The sequence below is a fragment of the Desulfuromusa ferrireducens genome (genome assembly GCF_055389805.1).
This window is the reverse complement of the sequence record NZ_AP042415.1, coordinates 4,265,316-4,283,440: the sequence shown is the minus strand read 5'-3', so window position 1 is coordinate 4,283,440 and position 18,125 is coordinate 4,265,316. Positions and strand designations below refer to the sequence as shown.

Here is an 18,125-nt window from a genome sequence, read left to right as displayed (position 1 = left end):
ATTTGGATGGTTTGTTTCTTTCACGGGAGGACACTATGACGCAAAGCAATTCCGAAGACTATATCCAGGAAAAAAAAGATTATAAGAAATTTGCGCTTGGATTTATTGCTTGTGCAATCTTCTTTTTGGCATCCTTCGTGATCCTTCTTTACTACCATTTTTCGTCATAAGCAAAAAAAATGAGGCGGAGGGGGGTACAGTGGATATCAAGCAAATCATAGAGAACAACACCACTGTGCCCGGCTTGGTCTTTGATCTCGTCATCCAGGGACTAATCGTCCTCTCTCTTGTCGCGTTCTCTATCGATACACTCCCAACGCTGAGTGCGGAAACAAGGGATCTTCTGCGTGCCATAGAGGTGTCCACCGTCGCTGTCTTTACGCTGGAGTATCTTCTGCGGCTGCTTGTGGCGGACCGGAAGGTTCATTTTGTCTTCAGCTTTTATGCGGTCATTGACCTGCTGGCAATTCTGCCATTCTATCTTTCTACCGGTTTGGACCTGCGGTCGCTCAGAGCTTTCAGGCTGCTTAGATTGTTCAGAGCGTTCAAACTTTTAAGGTACAGCAAGGCGATCAGACGCTTTCGCAAAGCGTTCATCATGGTCAAAGAGGAGCTTGTCCTTTTTGCCGTTACCGCATCCATCGTCTTTTATCTGGCAGGCGCTGGTATTTACTTGTTCGAGAATGAGGCCCAACCTGAAGTGTTCACCTCGATATTCACCAGCCTATGGTGGTCTGTCTGTACCCTGACAACGGTAGGTTATGGTGACATTTGTCCGCTGACTGCTGGTGGTCGTGTTTTTACGTTCTTCGTGCTGATGATTGGACTTGGAGTCGTTGCCGTACCTACCGGTCTTGTCGCATCAGCGCTGTCCAAGGCCAGGGAAGACGAGCGGCCGTGACGTATCAATTGGCTTGACGATCCGACTGCTAGGATTGCCCTCTGAGCTCGTAATTGAATTTATCGGGTAGGTTGGAGGTCTGCCCGAAGGGAGATGACCTGTCTGGCTGAGCAAAAGGGCCCGCGGTTTTATCCGCAGGCCCACTATTGTTGATTTATCGTAGTCTCGACGTGATCTGACCGATACTACGTTTAGTGTCACTAAGAGGCTTTTTTCATCAGCATCGATTCTAGGGCCTGAGCTAACTGATCTGGGCAGCTTGTGTTGCCCCGGCACGAGATTCCTTTTAGCTGAGAAATGACCACATCTATGGTCAACCCCTTCAGTAGCACAGAAAGCCCCTGTGTATTTCCAGCACAGCCACCAATAAAGTTGACTCGTTCGATCTTTTCACCATCGATTTCGATATCTATAAATTTGGCACATGTCCCTTGGGTCGTATAGGTCGTTTTCATTACTGCTCCGGTGTCGTTCAGTTTGTTTTTGCGAAAGATTGGCCTATCAGGCCATTGTTTTTCGTACCTAGTTGAAATGATGCACAGCCCTGACAACATTTGTCGAATGGGTCGGGTGCGCATGAACGGTCTTGCCGATCTGTCCCAGGGTCAGTCGATTTTCGACCGCCAACGCCATTTCGTGAATCATTTCTGTTGCTGCTTCGCCGATGATGATCGCGCCGACAATAACGGTGCTCTCCTCGTCGATGAACAGCTTCACAAAGGCAGGGGCAACCTTGTCGACCACTGAACGGCCGTTCGGTACCTGCGGCATGGTGAAGCTTCTGATGCCGGTTTTGCTCTCACTAACCCCCACAGCAGCCACTTCTGGATGACTGAAGGCAACGCGCGGCACAGCCGATTCCTCAAGAGGAATCTTGGTTTCTTGCGCCATGTTCATAGCGAGCAGCTGCCCTTCTTTTTCTGCCGCGTGTGCCAGCATCAGACCGCCGATGACATCACCCAAAGCGTAGATATGGGGGACACTGGTCTGCATGAATTCATTGACGCTGATTGCTCCCCGTTCAGTTTTCACCTCGGCAACCTCCAGATTGAGCCCGGCAATGTTCGGCTTGCGGCCGACACCGACCAGCACTTTGTCGACGGTCTCGGTTGCGTCGTGGCCCTGATATTTAACTTTTACCTGTCCGTCTTGGACGGTTAGCTGCTCAATTGTCGTTCTGGTTTTTACGACGACACCCTGATTTTCAAAGGCTGCTTGCAACGCATTTCCTGCTTCTTGATCTTCGCGGGGCAACAGCGTATCCAGTGCTTCCACCAGAACAACTTGGCTGCCGAAAGAATGATACATCGTGGCGAATTCACAACCGATGGCGCCGCCGCCGATAATCAACAGTCTTTTCGGCCGTTCGGTGTTTTTCAGTATCTGGTCACTCGAAAGGATGTACCGGCCGTCAAAGGGCGCAAAAGGAAGTTCGACTGATTCCGAACCGGTCGCGATAATGATCTGTTCGCCGCGCAACAGTTCAGTACTGTCGTCTGCCTGCGTGACCAGAATTTCGTGATCAGACTGGAAGGAGCCTTTGCCGCGGAAAGTGGCAATCGGGGCTCCGCCCATCATCCCCTCAACCATCGCCCGTAAATTATCCAGATCGTTATTGGTGACTGCCAGCAGCCGATCCAAATCGACCGGTGCAGCAAGCAGATCCAGCCCATATTTTTCTGCCTGATTGGCATCGCGGTAAATCTTAGCCGCCTTGAGTAAGGATTTGGTCGGCATACAGCCACGGTTCAGGCAGACGCCGCCGAAGCTGTCCTGACTCTCTTGAATCAGCGCAACCGATTTGCCCATCTGGGCAAGCATCATCCCTGCCTGCATACCGCCAGGGCCACCACCGATGATTACAACATCAAACGTTTTCATTCTTGCTCCTGTATTTGGTTGGATTCGTCTGCTTGCGAATGTTCCAGCGCCTGCATGGCCAGATCGAGCAGCCGGTGGAAGGTTTCCAGCTCTTCCGGCAACATGTGGCGCGTCATCCGGGAAAGAACTACGTCCCGTTTCTTCTGTAATGTGTCAACCGTGGGGCGGGTCTGCTCGGTTAAAAATATCCGCGATTGGCGTTTGTCTTGTTCGCAGGCAGTCCGATAGATCAGGCCGTCTCGCTCCATGCGCCGAAGAGTGTTGGCCATCGTTGGTTGTTCCACCTGGATTTGGGCACAAAGCTCGGCCTGGGTTTGGCCTTCATCTTCACTCAGGCAGCAAAGCACCGGGAGTTGCCCCTGTGACACTCCATGCGATTTAATTTCATCATTTAACTGCAGCATCAGTACCCGGGTCAGATAGTGCAGCTTGTAGCACAGGTTCTCATTGACTGAAGGTTCCATAGTCTCCTCACGTTGAATAGCGTGCTATGGATATTAGATAGCACGCTATGTAGTTGTCAAGGATTTTTTCCTAGCCTTTCTGGCAGCCCCCTCTGTCCCACTTAGCGCTCTGGAAAAACCGGTCAGTCCTTAGCTCCGCTGGTTGACCAGCCGATTCCAGCGGTCGCCTTCTTTTGTCTTATTCTCTTGCCTTCTGGGCGCGAAATCGAATAAAACCTTCAGTCCCGTGTTCTCGTTGGAATGCGATAGGGAAGATAAATCACCCAGGTTTTCTGGCCTATTAAGGAGTATGCAATTGCAGATCGTATTCGGCATCGACTTTGGGACCACCAATTCGGCGCTTTCCGTCTATCGGAATGGCACGGTTGAAGTGGTTGCCGTTGATGATAATAGGCAGCTCAGCAGCTTGATGCGCTCGGTACTCTATTTCAGTGAGGACCAGGAGATCTTTACCGGCAATGAGGCCATCTGCCAATATGTCGCAGATGGGGCTGCCGGCCGTTTTATGCAGTCGATAAAGACCTTTCTGCCGAGCGCCAGTTTTCAAGGTACCGAGGTGTTTGGCAAGCGCTACGCTATCGACGATCTGGTGGCCATCATTCTCAAAAAACTCAAGGCCTGTGGCGAGGCGCATGTCGGCTGTGCCGTTGAGAGTGTCGTCTTGGGGCGTCCGGTGGTCTTTTCCCCCGATGCCCGCAAGGATGCTGCGGCCGAACAGCACCTCGAAAGGGCGGCCCGCAAGGCAGGCTTTAAGAATGTCTGGTTTCAGTACGAACCGGTTGCCGCAGCGCTCGCCTATGAAGAGACCTTGTCGGCGGGACAGGAGCGGGTTGTGTTTATCGGTGATTTTGGTGGCGGCACCTCGGATTTTTCGGTGATTCGGGTTAAGGGCGGCGCTTTTGAGCGCTCCGACCGACGCAGTGATGTGCTCTCCTTGGGCGGGGTTTATGTGGCTGGAGACAAGTTTGATTCGCAGGTCATGTGGGATAAGGTGGCAAAATATTTCGGCCGCCATGCGCGCTATAAATCGATGGGTAGCGAGCAGTGGAGCAATATCCCCGCCAGCCTCATCCACACCCTCTGCCAGTGGCATCGGATCCCGTTGTTGCGCGCCCGTAAAACCAGGGAGCTGATCAGCACGATCAAATGCAGCACCGATGATCGTCCGGCCATTGAGCATCTGGAGAACATTATTGAGGAAAATTTCGGCTTTGCTCTGTTTCAGGCCATTGAAAAGGCCAAGTGCGAGCTGTCCAGTGCTGATAGGGCGACGATCCGCTTTACGGAATGTGATCTGTGCCTCAACGAGGCGATTGACAAGGATGAGTTTGAGGCCATCAACGCGGTAAATTTCGGCAAGATCGAAAACTGTATCGATGAGGTTATTGCCCAGTCCGGATTGAGCGCGGCGCAGATTGATACCGTCTCCCTGACCGGCGGGACCTCAAAGATTCCCCATATCCAGCAGCTGTTTGCCGCGCGCTTCGGGCAGGGAACGGCGCAAACTCGGGATGCCTTCACCAGCGTCGTGCATGGCCTCGGCGCCAGCGTTCCGCTGTTTGTCTGAGCTGTTGCTTGCCGACGGCACGCCGCTTTGCTGTTGGTCCGTCATCGTTGGTCAAAGATGACTCCCCCCGCTCTTTTTTGTCTTTACTCGCGGCGCGGGCAGGCCTGGAGAATTTCCCTGGCTAGGCTCGCTACCGTGCGGCTTTGTGCGGCGACCAGAGCGGCGTAACTGGGTTCGCTTACCGGTTCGATAAAGTCACTCTGTCGCCTGGCGAGGGCAACCTCCTGGTGTTCACCCCTGATCATCCATTGGACTGAGAGTGTTGCGCTTTCTCCGCGCCTACCGTCGAAACGGCGGACATCGAGACTGAGCTGGTAGGTGGCGGTAGAACCTCCGGGCCAGGACTCTGGGATGACCTGGAGGTGGCGACAGCGCTGCTGCAGATTTGCCGCCAGAATTTGCTGGAAATCACTTTCCAGTGGCGCGGCCCAACGGTGGAATTCTGCGTATTCTATGCGGTTCGGCTGGGGGCGGGTGGCAATCTGTGGTTGTGCCAGCAGCTCGGGGAAATGCAGCAGGTCGATTTTAAGCTGCCACGCCTGGTCCGCGCTACAGAGCTGCTCTTGGGACTGTCCCGCGGCGAGGGTGTAGAAGTTGGCCTTCGGGCTGCTTGCGCAGGCCGTCAGGAGCTGGCAGGTCAGGATTAGCAGCGGCAGCAGCCAGCCCATGCCCTTATCTGCATTCTGTCGCCTCATTGGACCTCACCCTTTCCGCGCAGCAGCGCTTCCGGGTGGCGTTGCAGATAGTCACTCAGGACCCGGATTGAACGTGCAGCTTTGCCCAGCTCTTGCAGCGTTTTGCGCATCTCCCGGCCAGCACCGGACTCGGCGTTAAAGCTCTTTTCGAGGCTCCTTACGCTGGTCTGGAATTGCTGCATAGCGCCAATGGCTGCGGGTAAAATATCCTGGTTGATGTCGCCGAGCAGGGTTTTGCTCTGTTGCAGGGTTCCATCCATGGTCGCCAGCAATGATCGCAGCTCCGCGGCAATTTCTTCGGCCGGCAGTTTTTCCAGTTTTGCCAGCACTCTTTCCGTGCTCGCCAGAAGCTCGTCCAGCGGTAGCGACATCGGCACTGTCGGCACCACCGGGTAGGGTCCGGTGCGACCGATTTTCTCCGCCGGGGCGGTGGGCACAATCGTCATGTCGACCAGTAGCTGACCGGTCAGCAGGTTTCCGCTTTTCAGTTGCCCGCGCAAGCCATGCTCGATCAAGTACTCGATCAGGGGCTGATCCTCGGCCCTGCCGGGCTTCACCTCGACGATCCGCTGCGGTTCAAGTTCAATCAGTACTGGGCTGCTGAACTCCATGGCGGCGCCATCGAAGTTGAGGTCGACAGCCAGCACTTGGCCGACTGCAACGCCCTGAAATTCAACCGGGGCACCAACACTCAGGCCGTGGACCGGGTCTTTGAAGACGAGCAGGTACCTTTCTTTGATGCCGTAGTGGTGCTGGCTGATGCTCTCCCGGTCAGGATAGATTATAAAGTCGGCGCTGCCGGTGGGGGACTGATCCGCCAACAGCTTGGTCGGGGTTTCAAAGGCGATGCCGCCGAGCAGCAGCGCGGCCAGCGACTCGGTGGAGACCTTCAGCCCGCTGGCGTCAATCCCGACCTTAATCCCTGAGGCATGATAAAATCGGCTTCCTGGGGTCACCTTGTGGTGGAAGGGCGCTTTGATAAAGACCTGGATGTTCAGTCGGTCGCTGACGGCGTCCAGCTCGTAGCTGACGACCTGCCCGACCTTTATCTTGCGGTAATAAACCGGATAGCCGATGTTGATCGAACCAAGATCCTCGGCGTGCAGGATGAAATACTGTCCCGGCAAGGTCCCCGGCAACACCGGAGCGATTCCCAGGCCCGAGAATTCTGTGCGCGAATGGCCGGTCTTGCCCGGTTCCATGCCGATATATGCCCCGGAAAAAAGGGTGCCCAGATCGGAAATCTCATCTGCCGTCACCCGTGCCCTGACGATCCAGAAAAGCGTATCCTCCGTCAGGTAACTTTCGGCGGCCTTATCCATCTCCACCGTGACCAGCACGCGTGACAGGTCATCGCTTAACTTGATGGCCGCCACCTTGCCGATGTCCACCTCCTTGTATTTGACCCTGGTTTGATTTTTCTGCAGGCCTTCCGCGCTGGCGAAGCTGATGGTAATCGTGGGCCCCTGCTCAGACCAGGCTTGGTAGCCCATCCAGGCGCCGATCAGCAGGGCGACCAGCGGCACCACCCAGACAATCGAAACGCCGCGTTTGCTGTGGATTTCCGCCAGCGGTACCTGCCTGCTTAAGGGGCGCTGCTCATCGTTCATCGTTATCCTCCAGGGCATCCCAGATTAGGCGGGGATCAAAACTTTCTGCCGCCAGCATGGTTATTACGACCAGAGTGGCAAAGTAGCCGCTGGCCGGTCCGGCGTTAATGTTGGCTACCGCGCCCAGCTTAACCAGGGCAATAAGGATGGTTACGACGTATATATCGACCATCGACCAGCGGCCGACGGCCTCGGTCAGGCGGTAGAGTTGGGTGCGTTCCCGCGGTCGCCAGTTGGAACGCAACTGGACCGAAAGCAGGAGGAAAAACAAAATCAGCAGCTTCATCAAGGGTACGACGATGCTGGCGACAAAAATCACCAAGGCGACCACCCAGGAACCGTCACGCAGAAAATAGAGGACGCCGCTCATGATGGTATCGGTCTGCTGCTGGCCAAAAGTCGTTGTGATGGTCATCGGCAGGAGATTGGCCGGCAGATAGAGCAACAGTGCCACCAGCAGCAGTGCCCAGGTGCGGCCGATACTGTTCGGCGTCCGTTGATGCAACACCGCACCGCAGCGCGGGCAGGCTGCGTGCTGCTGGCCGGCCAGTTGCGGGCGCCGAGCCAGAAAGTGGCAGTCGTGGCAGCTGATCAGGCCCAGTTGTTTGGCAGTCAGGGCGCCGTTCTGCATCGTATCTCCATCAGTTTTCTCCACACCAGTTGCGGCTCGAGCACACTGAACATTGCCGCCAGCACGAAAATCAGCACGGCGAAAGCGATCAGGGCAATGCCGGGAATGATGGTCGCCATGGCGCTTAGTTTTACCAGGGCGACGACAATGCCCAGCATGAAAATCTCCATCATCCCCCAGGGCTGCAGGATACGGTGCCAGCGGAACACGTTGCTGGCAAAAGGCGCCGCCTGGTTGAATTTGAGCGGAGCCAGCACGTACAGCAAGGTCAGCATCTGTAGCAGGGGGATCAGCACGCAGGTCAACAGGACCAGGGTCGCTAGGCCGGGCATGCCCTGCTGGTAAAGGTTATTCACCCCGGTTACCAAGGCGGTTTCCTGCGTGCTGGTGCCACTGCGGATCGCCAGAAAGGGGAAGCTGCAGGCCAGGCTGAAGAGGATCAGTCCGGCCAACAGCAGTGCCAGAGTGCGGTCGATACTATTTGCTTTGGTCCGTAGCAGCAGGGCGCCGCAGCGCGTGCAGCGGGCCGTGGTCCTCTCCGGCAGCGGCGGAATGTGATGGATAAGATCACACTGGTGGCAGGCAATCATGCTCATGCTCGGGTCTCTGTCTTCAGTTAAGTTATGAAAAAAGTATAACGTCTTTTCAGGGATTTATTGCAAGACGCGCCGGTGGGTGTACCTTGCTGTCGTATTGGATCTTTACGCACGTCGCGTTGTTGGCTGGAGCCTGTCTGAACGGCCCGATGCTGAATTGCTTATTGCGGCCCTGGACTATCAGTTACGCGGGAAGCCACGTGGTGTGATGTTCCATTCGGACCAAGGCAGTCAATATGCCAGCAAATTGTTCCGTCAACGTCTCTGGCGTTACCACGTGAAGAAAAGCATGAGTCGTCGAGGGAATTGCTGGGATATTGCACCAATGGAACGTGTATTCCGTAGTTATGAAAGTGAATGGATGCCGTCAGGGGGGTACAAAACATTCGCTGCGGCAAAGAAAGATGTTGGCCATTATTTGATGGATTATTACAACTGCTACCGACCGCACCAGATCAATGGTGGATTTGCACCAAGTCATGGCAGAAGAAAAACCTAACCCGCTGTCCTGGAATAGTTGACCACTACAAATACCGAGAGGTCAACGAATTGCGGCCAGCTTATTTCACCTGCATCTGTTGATCATGTGCCCGCAAAACATACATGAATCAACTTTACTTATCATGGATGTCCCTAGTTTATTCGAATCCCCGCAATTACTGCGGGAGAAACCGGGATCAAGGCATATTGCCATGATCTTAAAAGTCGATACCTGGCCAATCTCGTTTTTTGCTCGATAATCTGCGCACGGACTTACTGGCAAAATAATCTCCATAGGCCTTGTTATCCATGAAAATTGTGTTATTAAAAACAGAGACACCTCAAATGAAATTCCAAATGTAAATTCATTAAAAAAGCTCATATTTGATTCATTTATAGCCTTTGTCGGTGGCTAGCACTGGCACCGATTCCAACCCCTTGGAGGGATTAAAATGTAAAGAATTGACGACGATTCCAGTGAAATTGAGGGGTTAACTATGTCAAGACTTGACGCAAGAGTGCAGGTTGAACTTATGGGGAAGGCCTGCTTGACGAGCACGTCACAGAATTATAACAAGAAGGTAATTGTCAAAGAACTCAGCCTGAGTGGTGCCCTCGTTCAAGGGCTGCCTGATTGCAGCGAATACGTCAAAATCATGCCCGAACTACTCAACGGGAAAAGGATCGAGCTTGAGGGAGAGATTGTCCGGGTAGATAAAGATGTCGCAGGTTTGGAGTTCTGTTGTTCGGACATCGGTGTCCTGGAAACCCTGTGGGAGAATATCCGTGGGGTCGTTTCCTGTCAGGGAGCCTGTCCGTACTGTGGATCGAAGCTGGCGACCCAGGCCGTTCGTTGCGGTGCCTGTCGCATGCCCCTTAATTTTGATGATGAAAATTATTTCAAAGAGCATTTCCGGTCCACGTTTTTGGCTCGGGTTAAAAACCGTGTTGATAAGCTGGAGATTGATCACCTCGAGAAGATCATCAAGGTTATAGACAGGGTAATTTTACGGGATAAGGGGGAGCCTGCAGAGGAGGAGTTTGTCGGGACTTCACCGGCGATGTTGAAAGTGTTTTCCATGATCCGGAAGGTTGCTCCTACCGACGTCAACGTTCTCATCCTGGGTGAAAGCGGAACCGGCAAAGAACTGACCGCCAACGCTATCCATGAACGCAGTCCGCGCAAAGACAAACCTTTTGTCGCCATCAATTCTGCGGCTATCCCGGAAAATTTATTAGAGGCAGAGCTCTTTGGTTTTGAAAAGGGGGCTTTTACCGGTGCCCATGCTGCAAGAAAGGGGAAGTTCGAGCAGGCTAATGGCGGGACTGTTTTTCTTGACGAGATTGGGGATCTGCCTCCAGCTCTTCAGGCCAAGCTGCTTCGTTTTCTCGAAGATCGAATCGTAGAAAGAATTGGTGGCAAATGCGGAAGGAAGGTTGATGTGCGGATCATTACAGCCACCAATTGCCAACTCAAAGACATGGCCCTTAATGGCTTGTTTCGAAATGACCTCTATTACCGACTGGATGGCTTTACTATCAACCTGCCTCCCCTAAGGTGTCGGGGTGAGGATAAGGTCATCCTCGCTCAATACATATTAAGAAAAATATCTCTGAACGAAAAAACTCCAGACAAAAACTTCTCTCCTGAGGCTGTTGGCATAATTCGCACTTACGATTGGCCAGGGAATGTTAGGGAGTTAATCAATAAGGTCAGAAGGGGCCAGCTGATGGCGGCGGGGGGCATCATTCAACCTGTGGATATGGATTTGCCGGTTGCAATTGTTGAGGAGGGACTGGGGACGATGAAAAAAGAAGTTGCGACGACCCAGAAAAAAATCATTGAAAAGGTTCTTCACGACCATAATTATGTCATTACACGCTCGGCAAAAGCCCTCGGTATCAGTCGTCCGAGCCTCTATGCCTTGATGAAGAAACATAATATCTCAAAAGCCAACGGTGGCGTCGATAGCTTTACTTGACGCTCATAATTATGCTGGACCCCGAAGCGGTGACTCAATCTGAGTCACCGCTTTTTTTTGTCCCAAAAGCGTCTCTGAAAGGCTATCCAAACACGGACGATATGTAAAATGTGTCAACCAGGTGTAAGGCGGTGTGACCGGTTTTTTTACACTCATGATTGACTTGAAAAGCATAGGTCTTTGAAATTAATGAGAATACTTGGTTGGCACAGCTGTTGCTAAGTATAGGTTACGGAAGTTCCTGAAGCATAAGTGTTTTTATTTATAAATTCAATTTATTGCGAGGAGTAAATGAATACATTGATATTGAAATCAATCCTTCCTGTCGGACTTTTTATTACGGTCTTTGTCTGCCCAGGGATTGCTTTAGGAAATGCTTCTGCCGGAGTCTCTGACGGTCCCTTTACCGTTATACAGCAGAGCCTCAATTCTATCAGCAGCTATGTCGGAAAAATCAATTTTGAACCGGCCGCCTTTCCTGCCAATAGCCAGATGGGTGAAGGTCTGAGTAACGAATATCTGGCGACCATAAGAGGAGAGGGGGGAGAGTTTACTACCGTCCCTGGCGGAATATCAATGGATCAAACAGACGTTATCCTTTGGGATGATCTGGATGATGACTATACCCATTCGGGGACTGGCACGATAACCGAGCAGCACATTTCTGGGCATTTATCACAAAGGAGGTAACCGACAGAAGAATATCATGGACTGGTCGTTCAAGGAGAGGATAGAAAACTCAATTTTCACAAAAGGAGAGTACACAATGAGAAATAAATTATTGAGCATTCTGGCGATTTTCCTACTTGTTTTTGTCTTTGGCAATCCCGGCTTTGCTGAAATTATCGACAATGACAACAATCAGATAGCGTCAGATAACGATCAGAATGATATCGCCTCCTATAACGATCTCGACAATGATGTTGCTGATCTTGACAATAATCAGATCGCTTCTGCCAATGACCTGTCCGACAATAGCGACGACGATTTGGCCGATCTGGACAACAACCAGATCGCCTCTGCGAACGATCTGTCCGACAACAGTGATGATGATCTCGCCGATCTGGACGGCAACACAATCGCCTCCAGTAACGACCTGTCCGATAACAGCGATGATGACACGGCCGATCTGGACAACGTTGCCAATGACATGAACAACTCTGACAACAGTGATGATGACCTGGCGGATCTGGATAATGTCGCCAACGACAATTCAGCAAATGATAATGATGTTGCTGATCTGGACAACAACCAGATCGCTTCTGCCAATGACTTGTCTGACAACAGCGATGATGACGTGGCTGATCTGGATAACAATCAGATTGCTTCTGCCAATGACCTGTCCGACAACAGTGACGATGACTTTGCCGATATCGACAACGTTGCCAATAATAACTCGACAACTGATGACAACAGCGACGATGACCTGGCCGATATCGACAACGTTGCCAATAATAATTCGACAACTGATGACAACAGCGATGATGACTTGGCAGATCTGGATAACGTCGCTAACGACATGAACAATTCTGACAACAGCGATGATGACGTGGCTGATCTGGACAATAATCAGATTGCTTCTGCCAATGACCTGTCTGACAACAGCGACGATGACTTTGCCGATATCGACAACGTTGCCAATAATAACTCGACAACTGATGATAACAGCGATGATGACTCGGCAGATCTCGATAACGTTGCCAACGACATGAACAACTCTGACAACAGCGATGATGATTTTGCCGATATTGACAACGTCGCGAATAACAACTCGACAACTGATGACAACAGCGATGATGACTTGGCAGATCTTGACAATGTTGCCAATGATATGAACAACTCGGACAACAGCGATGATGACTTCGCAGATCTCGACAACGTTGCCAATGACAACAGTGATGACGATGTCGCCGATCTCGATAACGTTGCCAATGATATGAACAACTCTGACAACAGCGATGACGATGTCGCCGATCTCGATAACGTTGCCAATGATATGAACAACTCTGACAACAGCGATGACGATGTTGCCGATCTCGATAATGTTGCCAATGATATGAACAACTCGGACAACAGCGATGACGATTTTGCCGACCTCGACAACGTCGCCAACGACAACTCCACAAATGACGACAACAGTGATGATGACTTTGCCGATCTGGACAACGTTGCCAACGACAACTCTACAACTGACGATAACAGCGATGACGACATGGTTGACCTCGACAACGTCGCCAACAACAATACGCTGAACTCCAATAACGACAATGATGGTTTTGACCTGGATGTCAGCATTAACGATATCAATGTTGCCGTCGCAAACAGCATCCTCGAGGGGACCGTGTCCGGGAATACCAACACCATTGGCAAATATGGTGACATCTCTTCCGGCTCTAACTGTATCTCCGAAGGCGCTCTGACATCTGCTGCGGGAATCACAATAGTCTCCCAGCAAACCGGAACTCAGTCTCTTGTACAGCAATCGGTAAATGTACAAGCTAACGTAAACGGCTCTACTTCGGCTCCGTAAAAGTCTAAAACACAACCTTCAGTGACGGCACCTCGTGTGCCGTCACTGAAGCTGTTTGTCGCAGCTGAATCCTTAGCCGGAAGGCTAGCGAGGTAGCAATATGAAAGACCAAGTTACATTCGGTAGGGCCTGCTTGGCCCTTTTGGTCCTTGGCCTGGCGGCGCAGTTAGCGCTGGCAGGTCCGGTGATAAGTAACGAAAGTGCAGCCGGATCCCATGAACTGCTTGATGGCATTGATCTTGGTGAGAGTGCTATCTCCACAGAGGAATTAGGTGCGGTCAGCGGCCGGCAGATTGTAGAGATTGATGAAATTGATATTCAGTTGAACAATATGCAGTTGGATGCAGATCTGAGCGAAAACGTTCTTTACACCAACAGAACCGGTTTGAATGTTATCACCAATGACGCTTTCACCGGTGCGCATGGGATTGCAACGGTCATTCAGAATTCAGGCAATCAGGTGATAATTAATAACGCCTTGATCCTGAATATGACAGTGGAGTGACCGCCTATGATGAAGAGCTTATTCAGCATAGGGTTCCTCTCGCTGCTGCTCGCAACAACGCCGGCTCTCGGAGGACTGATTTTGACGCCTGGTGGGTCTGGCGGCCTGTTTAATGTCAAGGTGACCAGTATGAAAGAGGCCCGCTTTCATACGACGATCAGCCAGCAGTATGACTTCAGTTGTGGTTCGGCTGCTCTGGCCACTCTCTTGACCTACCACTATGAAGATCCCATCAGCGAGAGCGAAGTTTTTAAAGCGATGTTCGATAATGGCGATCAGGCCAAGATTCGACAACTGGGGTTTTCTCTTTTAGACATAAAAGAATACCTGCAGGATCGTGGTTATGCTGCTGACGGATTCAGGACATCGTTAGATAAGCTTGCCGCCGTGGGCGTGCCGGCAATTGTGTTGATCAACCATAAAGGCTACCGCCACTTTGTTGTCGTCAAAGGGGTTTATGCCGATACTGTTTTGATCGGCGACCCGTCTCTGGGGATAAGGAAAATGCCTCGTTCGGAATTCGAGTCGATGTGGAATGGCCTGCTGTTTTTGATTCGGAGCAATAAATCGATCGCCAGCCAGCATTTCAACAAAAGAGTCGAATGGAGTTTCTTGGCCAAGGCGCCGCTTGGGTCCGCACTGGGAAGTAAGGTGCTGGCAAATGCGACTTGGCTGATGCGGCCGGCTAGCGATTTCTGAGGCCCTAAGTGGAGGACCATAATGGTAAGAATCTATTCAGCACGGTTTATATTAGCGGCGCTAATGATACCGATGTTGATTTTCCCCACCTATACACCAGTTTATGCATCTGTTGATCCGTTTCGCCTGTTTACGGCAGTCAGTGCTGAGGAACTTGCTTCTTTACGCGGAGGTTTCGTTGGTCGGAGTGGGTTGGAGATTTCTTTCGGCATCCAGCAAGTAACCATCATAGATGGCAACTTGTATACCACTACTGTATTGAATTACACACAAATAGGCGGTGTGCCGCCGGTCGTGACAGCCGTGCAGCCCGTCGTGACAGCCGTGCAGCCCGTCGTGACAGCCGTGCAGCCCGTCGTGACAGCCGTGCAGCCCGTTGTGACAGCCGTGCAGCCCGTCGTGACAGCCGTGCAGCCCGTTGTGACAGCCGTGCAGCCCGTTGTGACAGCCGTGCAGCCCGTCATGACTGCCGTGCAGCCCGTTGTGACAGCCGTGCAGCCCGTTGTGACAGCCGTGCAGCCCGTTGTGACAGCCGTACAGCCCGTCGTGACAGCCGTGCAGCCGGTCGTGACTGCCGTGCAGCCGGTCGTGACTGCCGTATCGCCGGTCGTGACAGCCGTGCAGCCGGTCGTGACAGCCGTGCAGCCGGTCGTGACTGCCGTGCAGCCGGTCGTGACTGCCGTGCAGCCGGTCGTGACAGCCGTGCAGCCGGTCGTGACTGCCGTGCAGCCGGTCGTGACTGCCGTGCAGCCGGTCGTGACTGCCGTGCAGCCGGTCGTGACAGCCGTGCAGCCGGTCGTGACAGCCGTGCAGCCGGTCGTGACTGCCGTACAGCCGGTCGTGACAGCCGTGCAGCCCGTTGTGACAGCCGTGCAGCCCGTTGTGACAGCCGTGCAGCCCGTTGTGACAGCCGTGCAGCCCGTTGTGACAGCCGTGCAGCCCGTTGTGACAGCCGTACAGCCCGTCGTGACAGCCGTGCAGCCGGTCGTGACTGCCGTGCAGCCGGTCGTGACTGCCGTATCGCCGGTCGTGACAGCCGTGCAGCCGGTCGTGACAGCCGTGCAGCCCGTTGTGACAGCCGTGCAGCCCGTCGTGACAGCCGTGCAGCCCGTTGTGACAGCCGTGCAGCCCGTTGTGACAGCCGTACAGCCCGTTGTGACAGCCGTACAGCCCGTCGTGACAGCCGTGCAGCCCGTCGTGACTGCCGTACAGCCCGTCGTGACAGCCGTGCAGCCCGTTCAGACGGCACCGAGCAGTATGGTCTACAGTTCAGCGGCTTTGGGGGCAATCCAGTCGCAGCTTTTCAACCTGATTCAAAACAACCAGAATGGGCAAGTCATTGACCACATGACCATAGTCAGTGTTTCTGTGAAGGGTATGGATTTCTCCCGAGCGTTGAACCTGTCGTCAATGCTTCAACAACAGTTAGGGACGGGCCTTTTGCGCTGACGTCGTAGCATCATCCGGCCGCCGAGAAGAAATGGTGGCATAAAATGTTAACAGGGCCATGACTGTCAAGTCATGGCCCTGTATTGTTTCAGCCGTGTATATAAGGACGATGTCCCTTTCGTGTTCAGTGGTTTTCCCTGGGGGCTAGTAGCTGACCGCAATACTGGTGGTAACTTGAACGTCTGGAGCAAATTCAGTAGCTCCCATGCCGACCGAAAGATTGAATGACGTGCTTTCGGTAAGCTTATGCGAACCTCCAACGAAAAAGCTGCCGACGTGCGTGGTAGAAACCCCTGGCTGAATTTTGCCGTCTAGACGGGCCCTGCCAACAACACTGTGATCATAGCCGAAACTGATCGACGCCTTGTCGTTGAGCGCTAGCCCCATCCCGACATTAAAACCGTAGATATCGCCTGGATTATATTTGCTATAGGTTCCACCGACGCTTTCCTCAATGGTCCACATGTAATCAATGCTGCCGTAAAAGACGGCCGGGTCGGAGGGATACATAACGGTGAGGCTCGGCTGAATCCCCCAGGCTCCGGACCCGGTCGGCAGCTCAGTACGCTCTTGTACGGATGCGGATTGTGCAATATCAAATGGGCCCTGTCCGGTGTCGCTTTTCACTCGAAGGCCAGCGACATAGTATGGCCCAGAGACGGGTTGGTTGAGTTGATAACGCAGCCCAAACTCGATATCACCAAGCCCGTGGTCATTTAGAGAAAAGACTTTATCGTCTTCCGCAAGGATGGCAAGCGGTCTTTCGGTAGAGCTATCCTGTCGGTAAATATAGGGGACTCTGAGTTCCGCTTCTAACCGGTCAGTCACCCCGTAACGGGTGGTGATTGCGGCAACAAAGGTATCGGAAGTAACGCTTCTGACATCAATGTCTCCAATGGCGATAGCTGGAATGATCGTTGCCGCAGCCAGGGCGACACGGGTGTTTGAAGAGTTCGAATATTGGAACGATGGCTCAACGACCCAGCTCCCTTTGGGCGTCAGTACCCCAGGTTGCGCAAAGAGTGAGGTTATCTCAGGAATGTTTTTCGGTTCGGCCTCTTGGGGGGGTTGTCCGACCGGTTTTGCCGCAGTCTTTGCAGTGGTTGGAGCCGTCTTTGGGGGAAGTGGTTTAGCTGGTTGTTGTCTGCCCGAGGCATTTTGCGCCCGGAGTTCTTCGATGTTTTTCTGCTGTGCTTTGATCTGTTTGCCCTGCTCCTCGACCATCTTGATCAGCTGGTTGACTTGTTCCTGGAGATTCTCTGGCTCGGCTGCTGCTTTTCCGGCAGAGAGCGGTAAAAGAAGCCCCACAGCCAGCAGCAGACTTAGAATTCCGGTAAGACACTTGCCCTTCATACTAATCCCTCCTTGTTGTTTGATTTACATAGCTAAATAACGGACAACATAAACCTGAATTATATGAAATCTGATAATAATAATCTTAAGCTGCAGACCCTTCATTAAATACGCTAGGTTGCAGGGACTTGTAAAGTATAAATGTGTTTCTGGTTATCCACTTCTCTCCAGTTGAAACATTAGCTGTCCCGGAGTGGGCATGAACTGGTCTCATTTCAAGTGAGGAGACCAGATATTACTGAAAATTTGCCACGGAAATGTCTCGAATGCCGGACGACTTATGAAGTGTTCTGGTCAGTGGCTCGTGGTGCACTTGCAAATTGAATTCACCGATAAGCTGAAATAGTTATTTTATTTTTTGGGTTATGTTATCCAGATAATTTCTAATTGCTTTGGTATTGTCCGCAATGTCCTTGTTTAGTTTTAGTATAACGCCGATTGCTAGATAGGCAGTAATTTCAAAATACAAAAGACTGAAACTAATAAGATTATGTAATTAACATCCGACTTGTTCAGGATTTGAAATTCTGAGTGCAGTTCTAAGTGTAGGGCCCACAAATTTATCATCTAAAGAACGATGTAAAATCTTAGCGGCAGAGAGACTTGAAGTCTTGAGTGCCTTCCTGACCTTCAGGAAGTGTGAAATGATGCAATAGGTCTTTGGGAATACGTAGCCGGAGGTAGTAAGCTCGGCCAAGTTTTATGAGGTGAAAAAGCAAAACCCAACCCCCATTGTGTACCAGCATGTGGCACAGTTTGAAGGTTGGGCTTTAAGTCTCTGA

16 protein-coding genes and 1 pseudogene are annotated in these 18,125 nt (G+C 52.2%); 9 read left to right on the top strand and 8 right to left on the bottom strand.

What is annotated here, in order from left to right; genetic code table 11:
- The first annotated feature begins 199 nt into the window (after window positions 1–199).
- Window positions 200–901 (top strand): ion transporter, encoded by a 702-nt coding sequence (locus ACZ5PT_RS19230; RefSeq protein WP_464264629.1) that lies wholly within the window; start codon window positions 200–202, stop codon window positions 899–901.
- A 200-nt stretch (window positions 902–1,101) separates the two neighbouring features.
- Here ACZ5PT_RS19230 and ACZ5PT_RS19225 read toward each other — a convergent pair whose 3' ends face one another.
- From ACZ5PT_RS19225 to ACZ5PT_RS19215, 3 genes are all read right to left on the bottom strand, one after another.
- Window positions 1,102–1,356: a TIGR03905 family TSCPD domain-containing protein gene (locus ACZ5PT_RS19225; RefSeq protein ID WP_464264628.1), complete on the bottom strand. Its 255-nt coding sequence runs from the start codon at window positions 1,354–1,356 to the stop codon at window positions 1,102–1,104.
- A 67-nt stretch (window positions 1,357–1,423) separates the two neighbouring features.
- Window positions 1,424–2,782, bottom strand: a complete 1,359-nt coding sequence (lpdA, locus tag ACZ5PT_RS19220) for a dihydrolipoyl dehydrogenase (protein ID WP_464264627.1) — start codon at window positions 2,780–2,782, stop codon at window positions 1,424–1,426.
- Entirely contained in the window at window positions 2,779–3,246 is a 468-nt protein-coding gene (locus ACZ5PT_RS19215; RefSeq protein ID WP_464264626.1) for a MarR family winged helix-turn-helix transcriptional regulator, read from the bottom strand. The genes lpdA and ACZ5PT_RS19215 overlap by 4 nt, the downstream gene beginning before the upstream one ends.
- 289 nt (window positions 3,247–3,535) lie before the next feature.
- Between ACZ5PT_RS19215 and ACZ5PT_RS19210 the strand changes: the two genes are divergently transcribed.
- Window positions 3,536–4,813 carry an Hsp70 family protein gene (locus ACZ5PT_RS19210; protein ID WP_464264625.1) on the top strand — a complete coding sequence of 426 codons (1,278 nt, stop codon included), beginning with the start codon at window positions 3,536–3,538 and terminating at the stop codon, window positions 4,811–4,813.
- An 83-nt stretch (window positions 4,814–4,896) separates the two neighbouring features.
- Here the strand turns inward: ACZ5PT_RS19210 and ACZ5PT_RS19205 are convergent, their stop codons facing one another.
- The 4 genes from ACZ5PT_RS19205 to ACZ5PT_RS19190 are packed head-to-tail and all read right to left on the bottom strand — an operon-like array spanning window position 4,897 to window position 8,345.
- Entirely contained in the window at window positions 4,897–5,508 is a 612-nt protein-coding gene (locus ACZ5PT_RS19205; RefSeq protein ID WP_464264624.1) for a PqiC family protein, read from the bottom strand.
- Window positions 5,505–7,118 carry a PqiB family protein gene (locus ACZ5PT_RS19200; protein ID WP_464264623.1) on the bottom strand — a complete coding sequence of 538 codons (1,614 nt, stop codon included), beginning with the start codon at window positions 7,116–7,118 and terminating at the stop codon, window positions 5,505–5,507. Before ACZ5PT_RS19200 ends, ACZ5PT_RS19205 begins: the two co-directional genes overlap by 4 nt.
- Complete coding sequence (locus ACZ5PT_RS19195) at window positions 7,108–7,749, bottom strand: paraquat-inducible protein A (protein WP_464264622.1); 642 nt, start codon at window positions 7,747–7,749, stop codon at window positions 7,108–7,110. The genes ACZ5PT_RS19200 and ACZ5PT_RS19195 overlap by 11 nt, the downstream gene beginning before the upstream one ends.
- The gene (locus tag ACZ5PT_RS19190) at window positions 7,731–8,345 is read right to left on the bottom strand and encodes a paraquat-inducible protein A (protein WP_464264621.1); all 615 of its coding nucleotides are present in this window, start codon (window positions 8,343–8,345) and stop codon (window positions 7,731–7,733) included. Before ACZ5PT_RS19190 ends, ACZ5PT_RS19195 begins: the two co-directional genes overlap by 19 nt.
- Before the next feature lie 73 nt (window positions 8,346–8,418).
- On the opposite strand from ACZ5PT_RS19190, the pseudogene ACZ5PT_RS19185 reads away from it, so the two are divergent.
- The 7 genes and pseudogenes from ACZ5PT_RS19185 to ACZ5PT_RS19155 form a co-directional block, all read left to right on the top strand.
- A pseudogene (locus tag ACZ5PT_RS19185) lies at window positions 8,419–8,866 on the top strand (DDE-type integrase/transposase/recombinase); the annotation flags it as partial.
- 456 nt (window positions 8,867–9,322) lie between these two features.
- Window positions 9,323–10,807, top strand: coding sequence for a sigma-54 interaction domain-containing protein (locus ACZ5PT_RS19180; protein WP_464264620.1), 1,485 nt, complete (start codon window positions 9,323–9,325; stop codon window positions 10,805–10,807).
- Window positions 10,808–11,098: 291 nt separating this feature from the next.
- Entirely contained in the window at window positions 11,099–11,497 is a 399-nt protein-coding gene (locus tag ACZ5PT_RS19175; protein ID WP_464264619.1) for a hypothetical protein, read from the top strand.
- Between the two features lie 76 nt (window positions 11,498–11,573).
- On the top strand, window positions 11,574–13,337 hold the full coding sequence (locus ACZ5PT_RS19170; RefSeq protein ID WP_464264618.1) for a hypothetical protein: 1,764 nt from the start codon (window positions 11,574–11,576) through the stop codon (window positions 13,335–13,337).
- 100 nt (window positions 13,338–13,437) lie between these two features.
- The gene (locus tag ACZ5PT_RS19165) at window positions 13,438–13,842 is read left to right on the top strand and encodes a hypothetical protein (protein WP_464264617.1); all 405 of its coding nucleotides are present in this window, start codon (window positions 13,438–13,440) and stop codon (window positions 13,840–13,842) included.
- A 9-nt stretch (window positions 13,843–13,851) separates the two neighbouring features.
- On the top strand, window positions 13,852–14,541 hold the full coding sequence (locus ACZ5PT_RS19160; protein WP_464266771.1) for a C39 family peptidase: 690 nt from the start codon (window positions 13,852–13,854) through the stop codon (window positions 14,539–14,541).
- Window positions 14,542–14,613: 72 nt separating this feature from the next.
- A complete protein-coding gene (locus ACZ5PT_RS19155) occupies window positions 14,614–15,990 on the top strand; it encodes a hypothetical protein (protein ID WP_464264616.1) in 1,377 nt (458 codons plus the stop codon).
- Between the two features lie 144 nt (window positions 15,991–16,134).
- Here the strand turns inward: ACZ5PT_RS19155 and ACZ5PT_RS19150 are convergent, their stop codons facing one another.
- Entirely contained in the window at window positions 16,135–17,343 is a 1,209-nt protein-coding gene (locus ACZ5PT_RS19150) for a transporter (protein WP_464264615.1), read from the bottom strand.
- Window positions 17,344–18,125 lie beyond the last annotated feature (782 nt).

Excerpts from the sequence above, each read along its gene's own strand:
- ACZ5PT_RS19200 (WP_464264623.1), bottom strand. The coding sequence starts at position 7,118 with ATGAACGATGAGCAGCGCCCCTTAAGCAGGCAGGTACCGCTGGCGGAA.
- ACZ5PT_RS19210 (WP_464264625.1), top strand. The coding sequence starts at position 3,536 with ATGCAATTGCAGATCGTATTCGGCATCGACTTTGGGACCACCAATTCG.
- ACZ5PT_RS19195 (WP_464264622.1), bottom strand. The coding sequence starts at position 7,749 with ATGCAGAACGGCGCCCTGACTGCCAAACAACTGGGCCTGATCAGCTGC.
- ACZ5PT_RS19225 (WP_464264628.1), bottom strand. The coding sequence starts at position 1,356 with ATGAAAACGACCTATACGACCCAAGGGACATGTGCCAAATTTATAGAT.
- ACZ5PT_RS19165 (WP_464264617.1), top strand. The coding sequence starts at position 13,438 with ATGAAAGACCAAGTTACATTCGGTAGGGCCTGCTTGGCCCTTTTGGTC.
- ACZ5PT_RS19190 (WP_464264621.1), bottom strand. The coding sequence starts at position 8,345 with ATGAGCATGATTGCCTGCCACCAGTGTGATCTTATCCATCACATTCCG.
- ACZ5PT_RS19170 (WP_464264618.1), top strand. The coding sequence starts at position 11,574 with ATGAGAAATAAATTATTGAGCATTCTGGCGATTTTCCTACTTGTTTTT.
- ACZ5PT_RS19215 (WP_464264626.1), bottom strand. The coding sequence starts at position 3,246 with ATGGAACCTTCAGTCAATGAGAACCTGTGCTACAAGCTGCACTATCTG.
- ACZ5PT_RS19180 (WP_464264620.1), top strand. The coding sequence starts at position 9,323 with ATGTCAAGACTTGACGCAAGAGTGCAGGTTGAACTTATGGGGAAGGCC.
- lpdA (WP_464264627.1), bottom strand. The coding sequence starts at position 2,782 with ATGAAAACGTTTGATGTTGTAATCATCGGTGGTGGCCCTGGCGGTATG.
- ACZ5PT_RS19160 (WP_464266771.1), top strand. The coding sequence starts at position 13,852 with ATGAAGAGCTTATTCAGCATAGGGTTCCTCTCGCTGCTGCTCGCAACA.
- ACZ5PT_RS19155 (WP_464264616.1), top strand. The coding sequence starts at position 14,614 with ATGTTGATTTTCCCCACCTATACACCAGTTTATGCATCTGTTGATCCG.
- ACZ5PT_RS19175 (WP_464264619.1), top strand. The coding sequence starts at position 11,099 with ATGAATACATTGATATTGAAATCAATCCTTCCTGTCGGACTTTTTATT.
- ACZ5PT_RS19150 (WP_464264615.1), bottom strand. The coding sequence starts at position 17,343 with ATGAAGGGCAAGTGTCTTACCGGAATTCTAAGTCTGCTGCTGGCTGTG.
- ACZ5PT_RS19205 (WP_464264624.1), bottom strand. The coding sequence starts at position 5,508 with ATGAGGCGACAGAATGCAGATAAGGGCATGGGCTGGCTGCTGCCGCTG.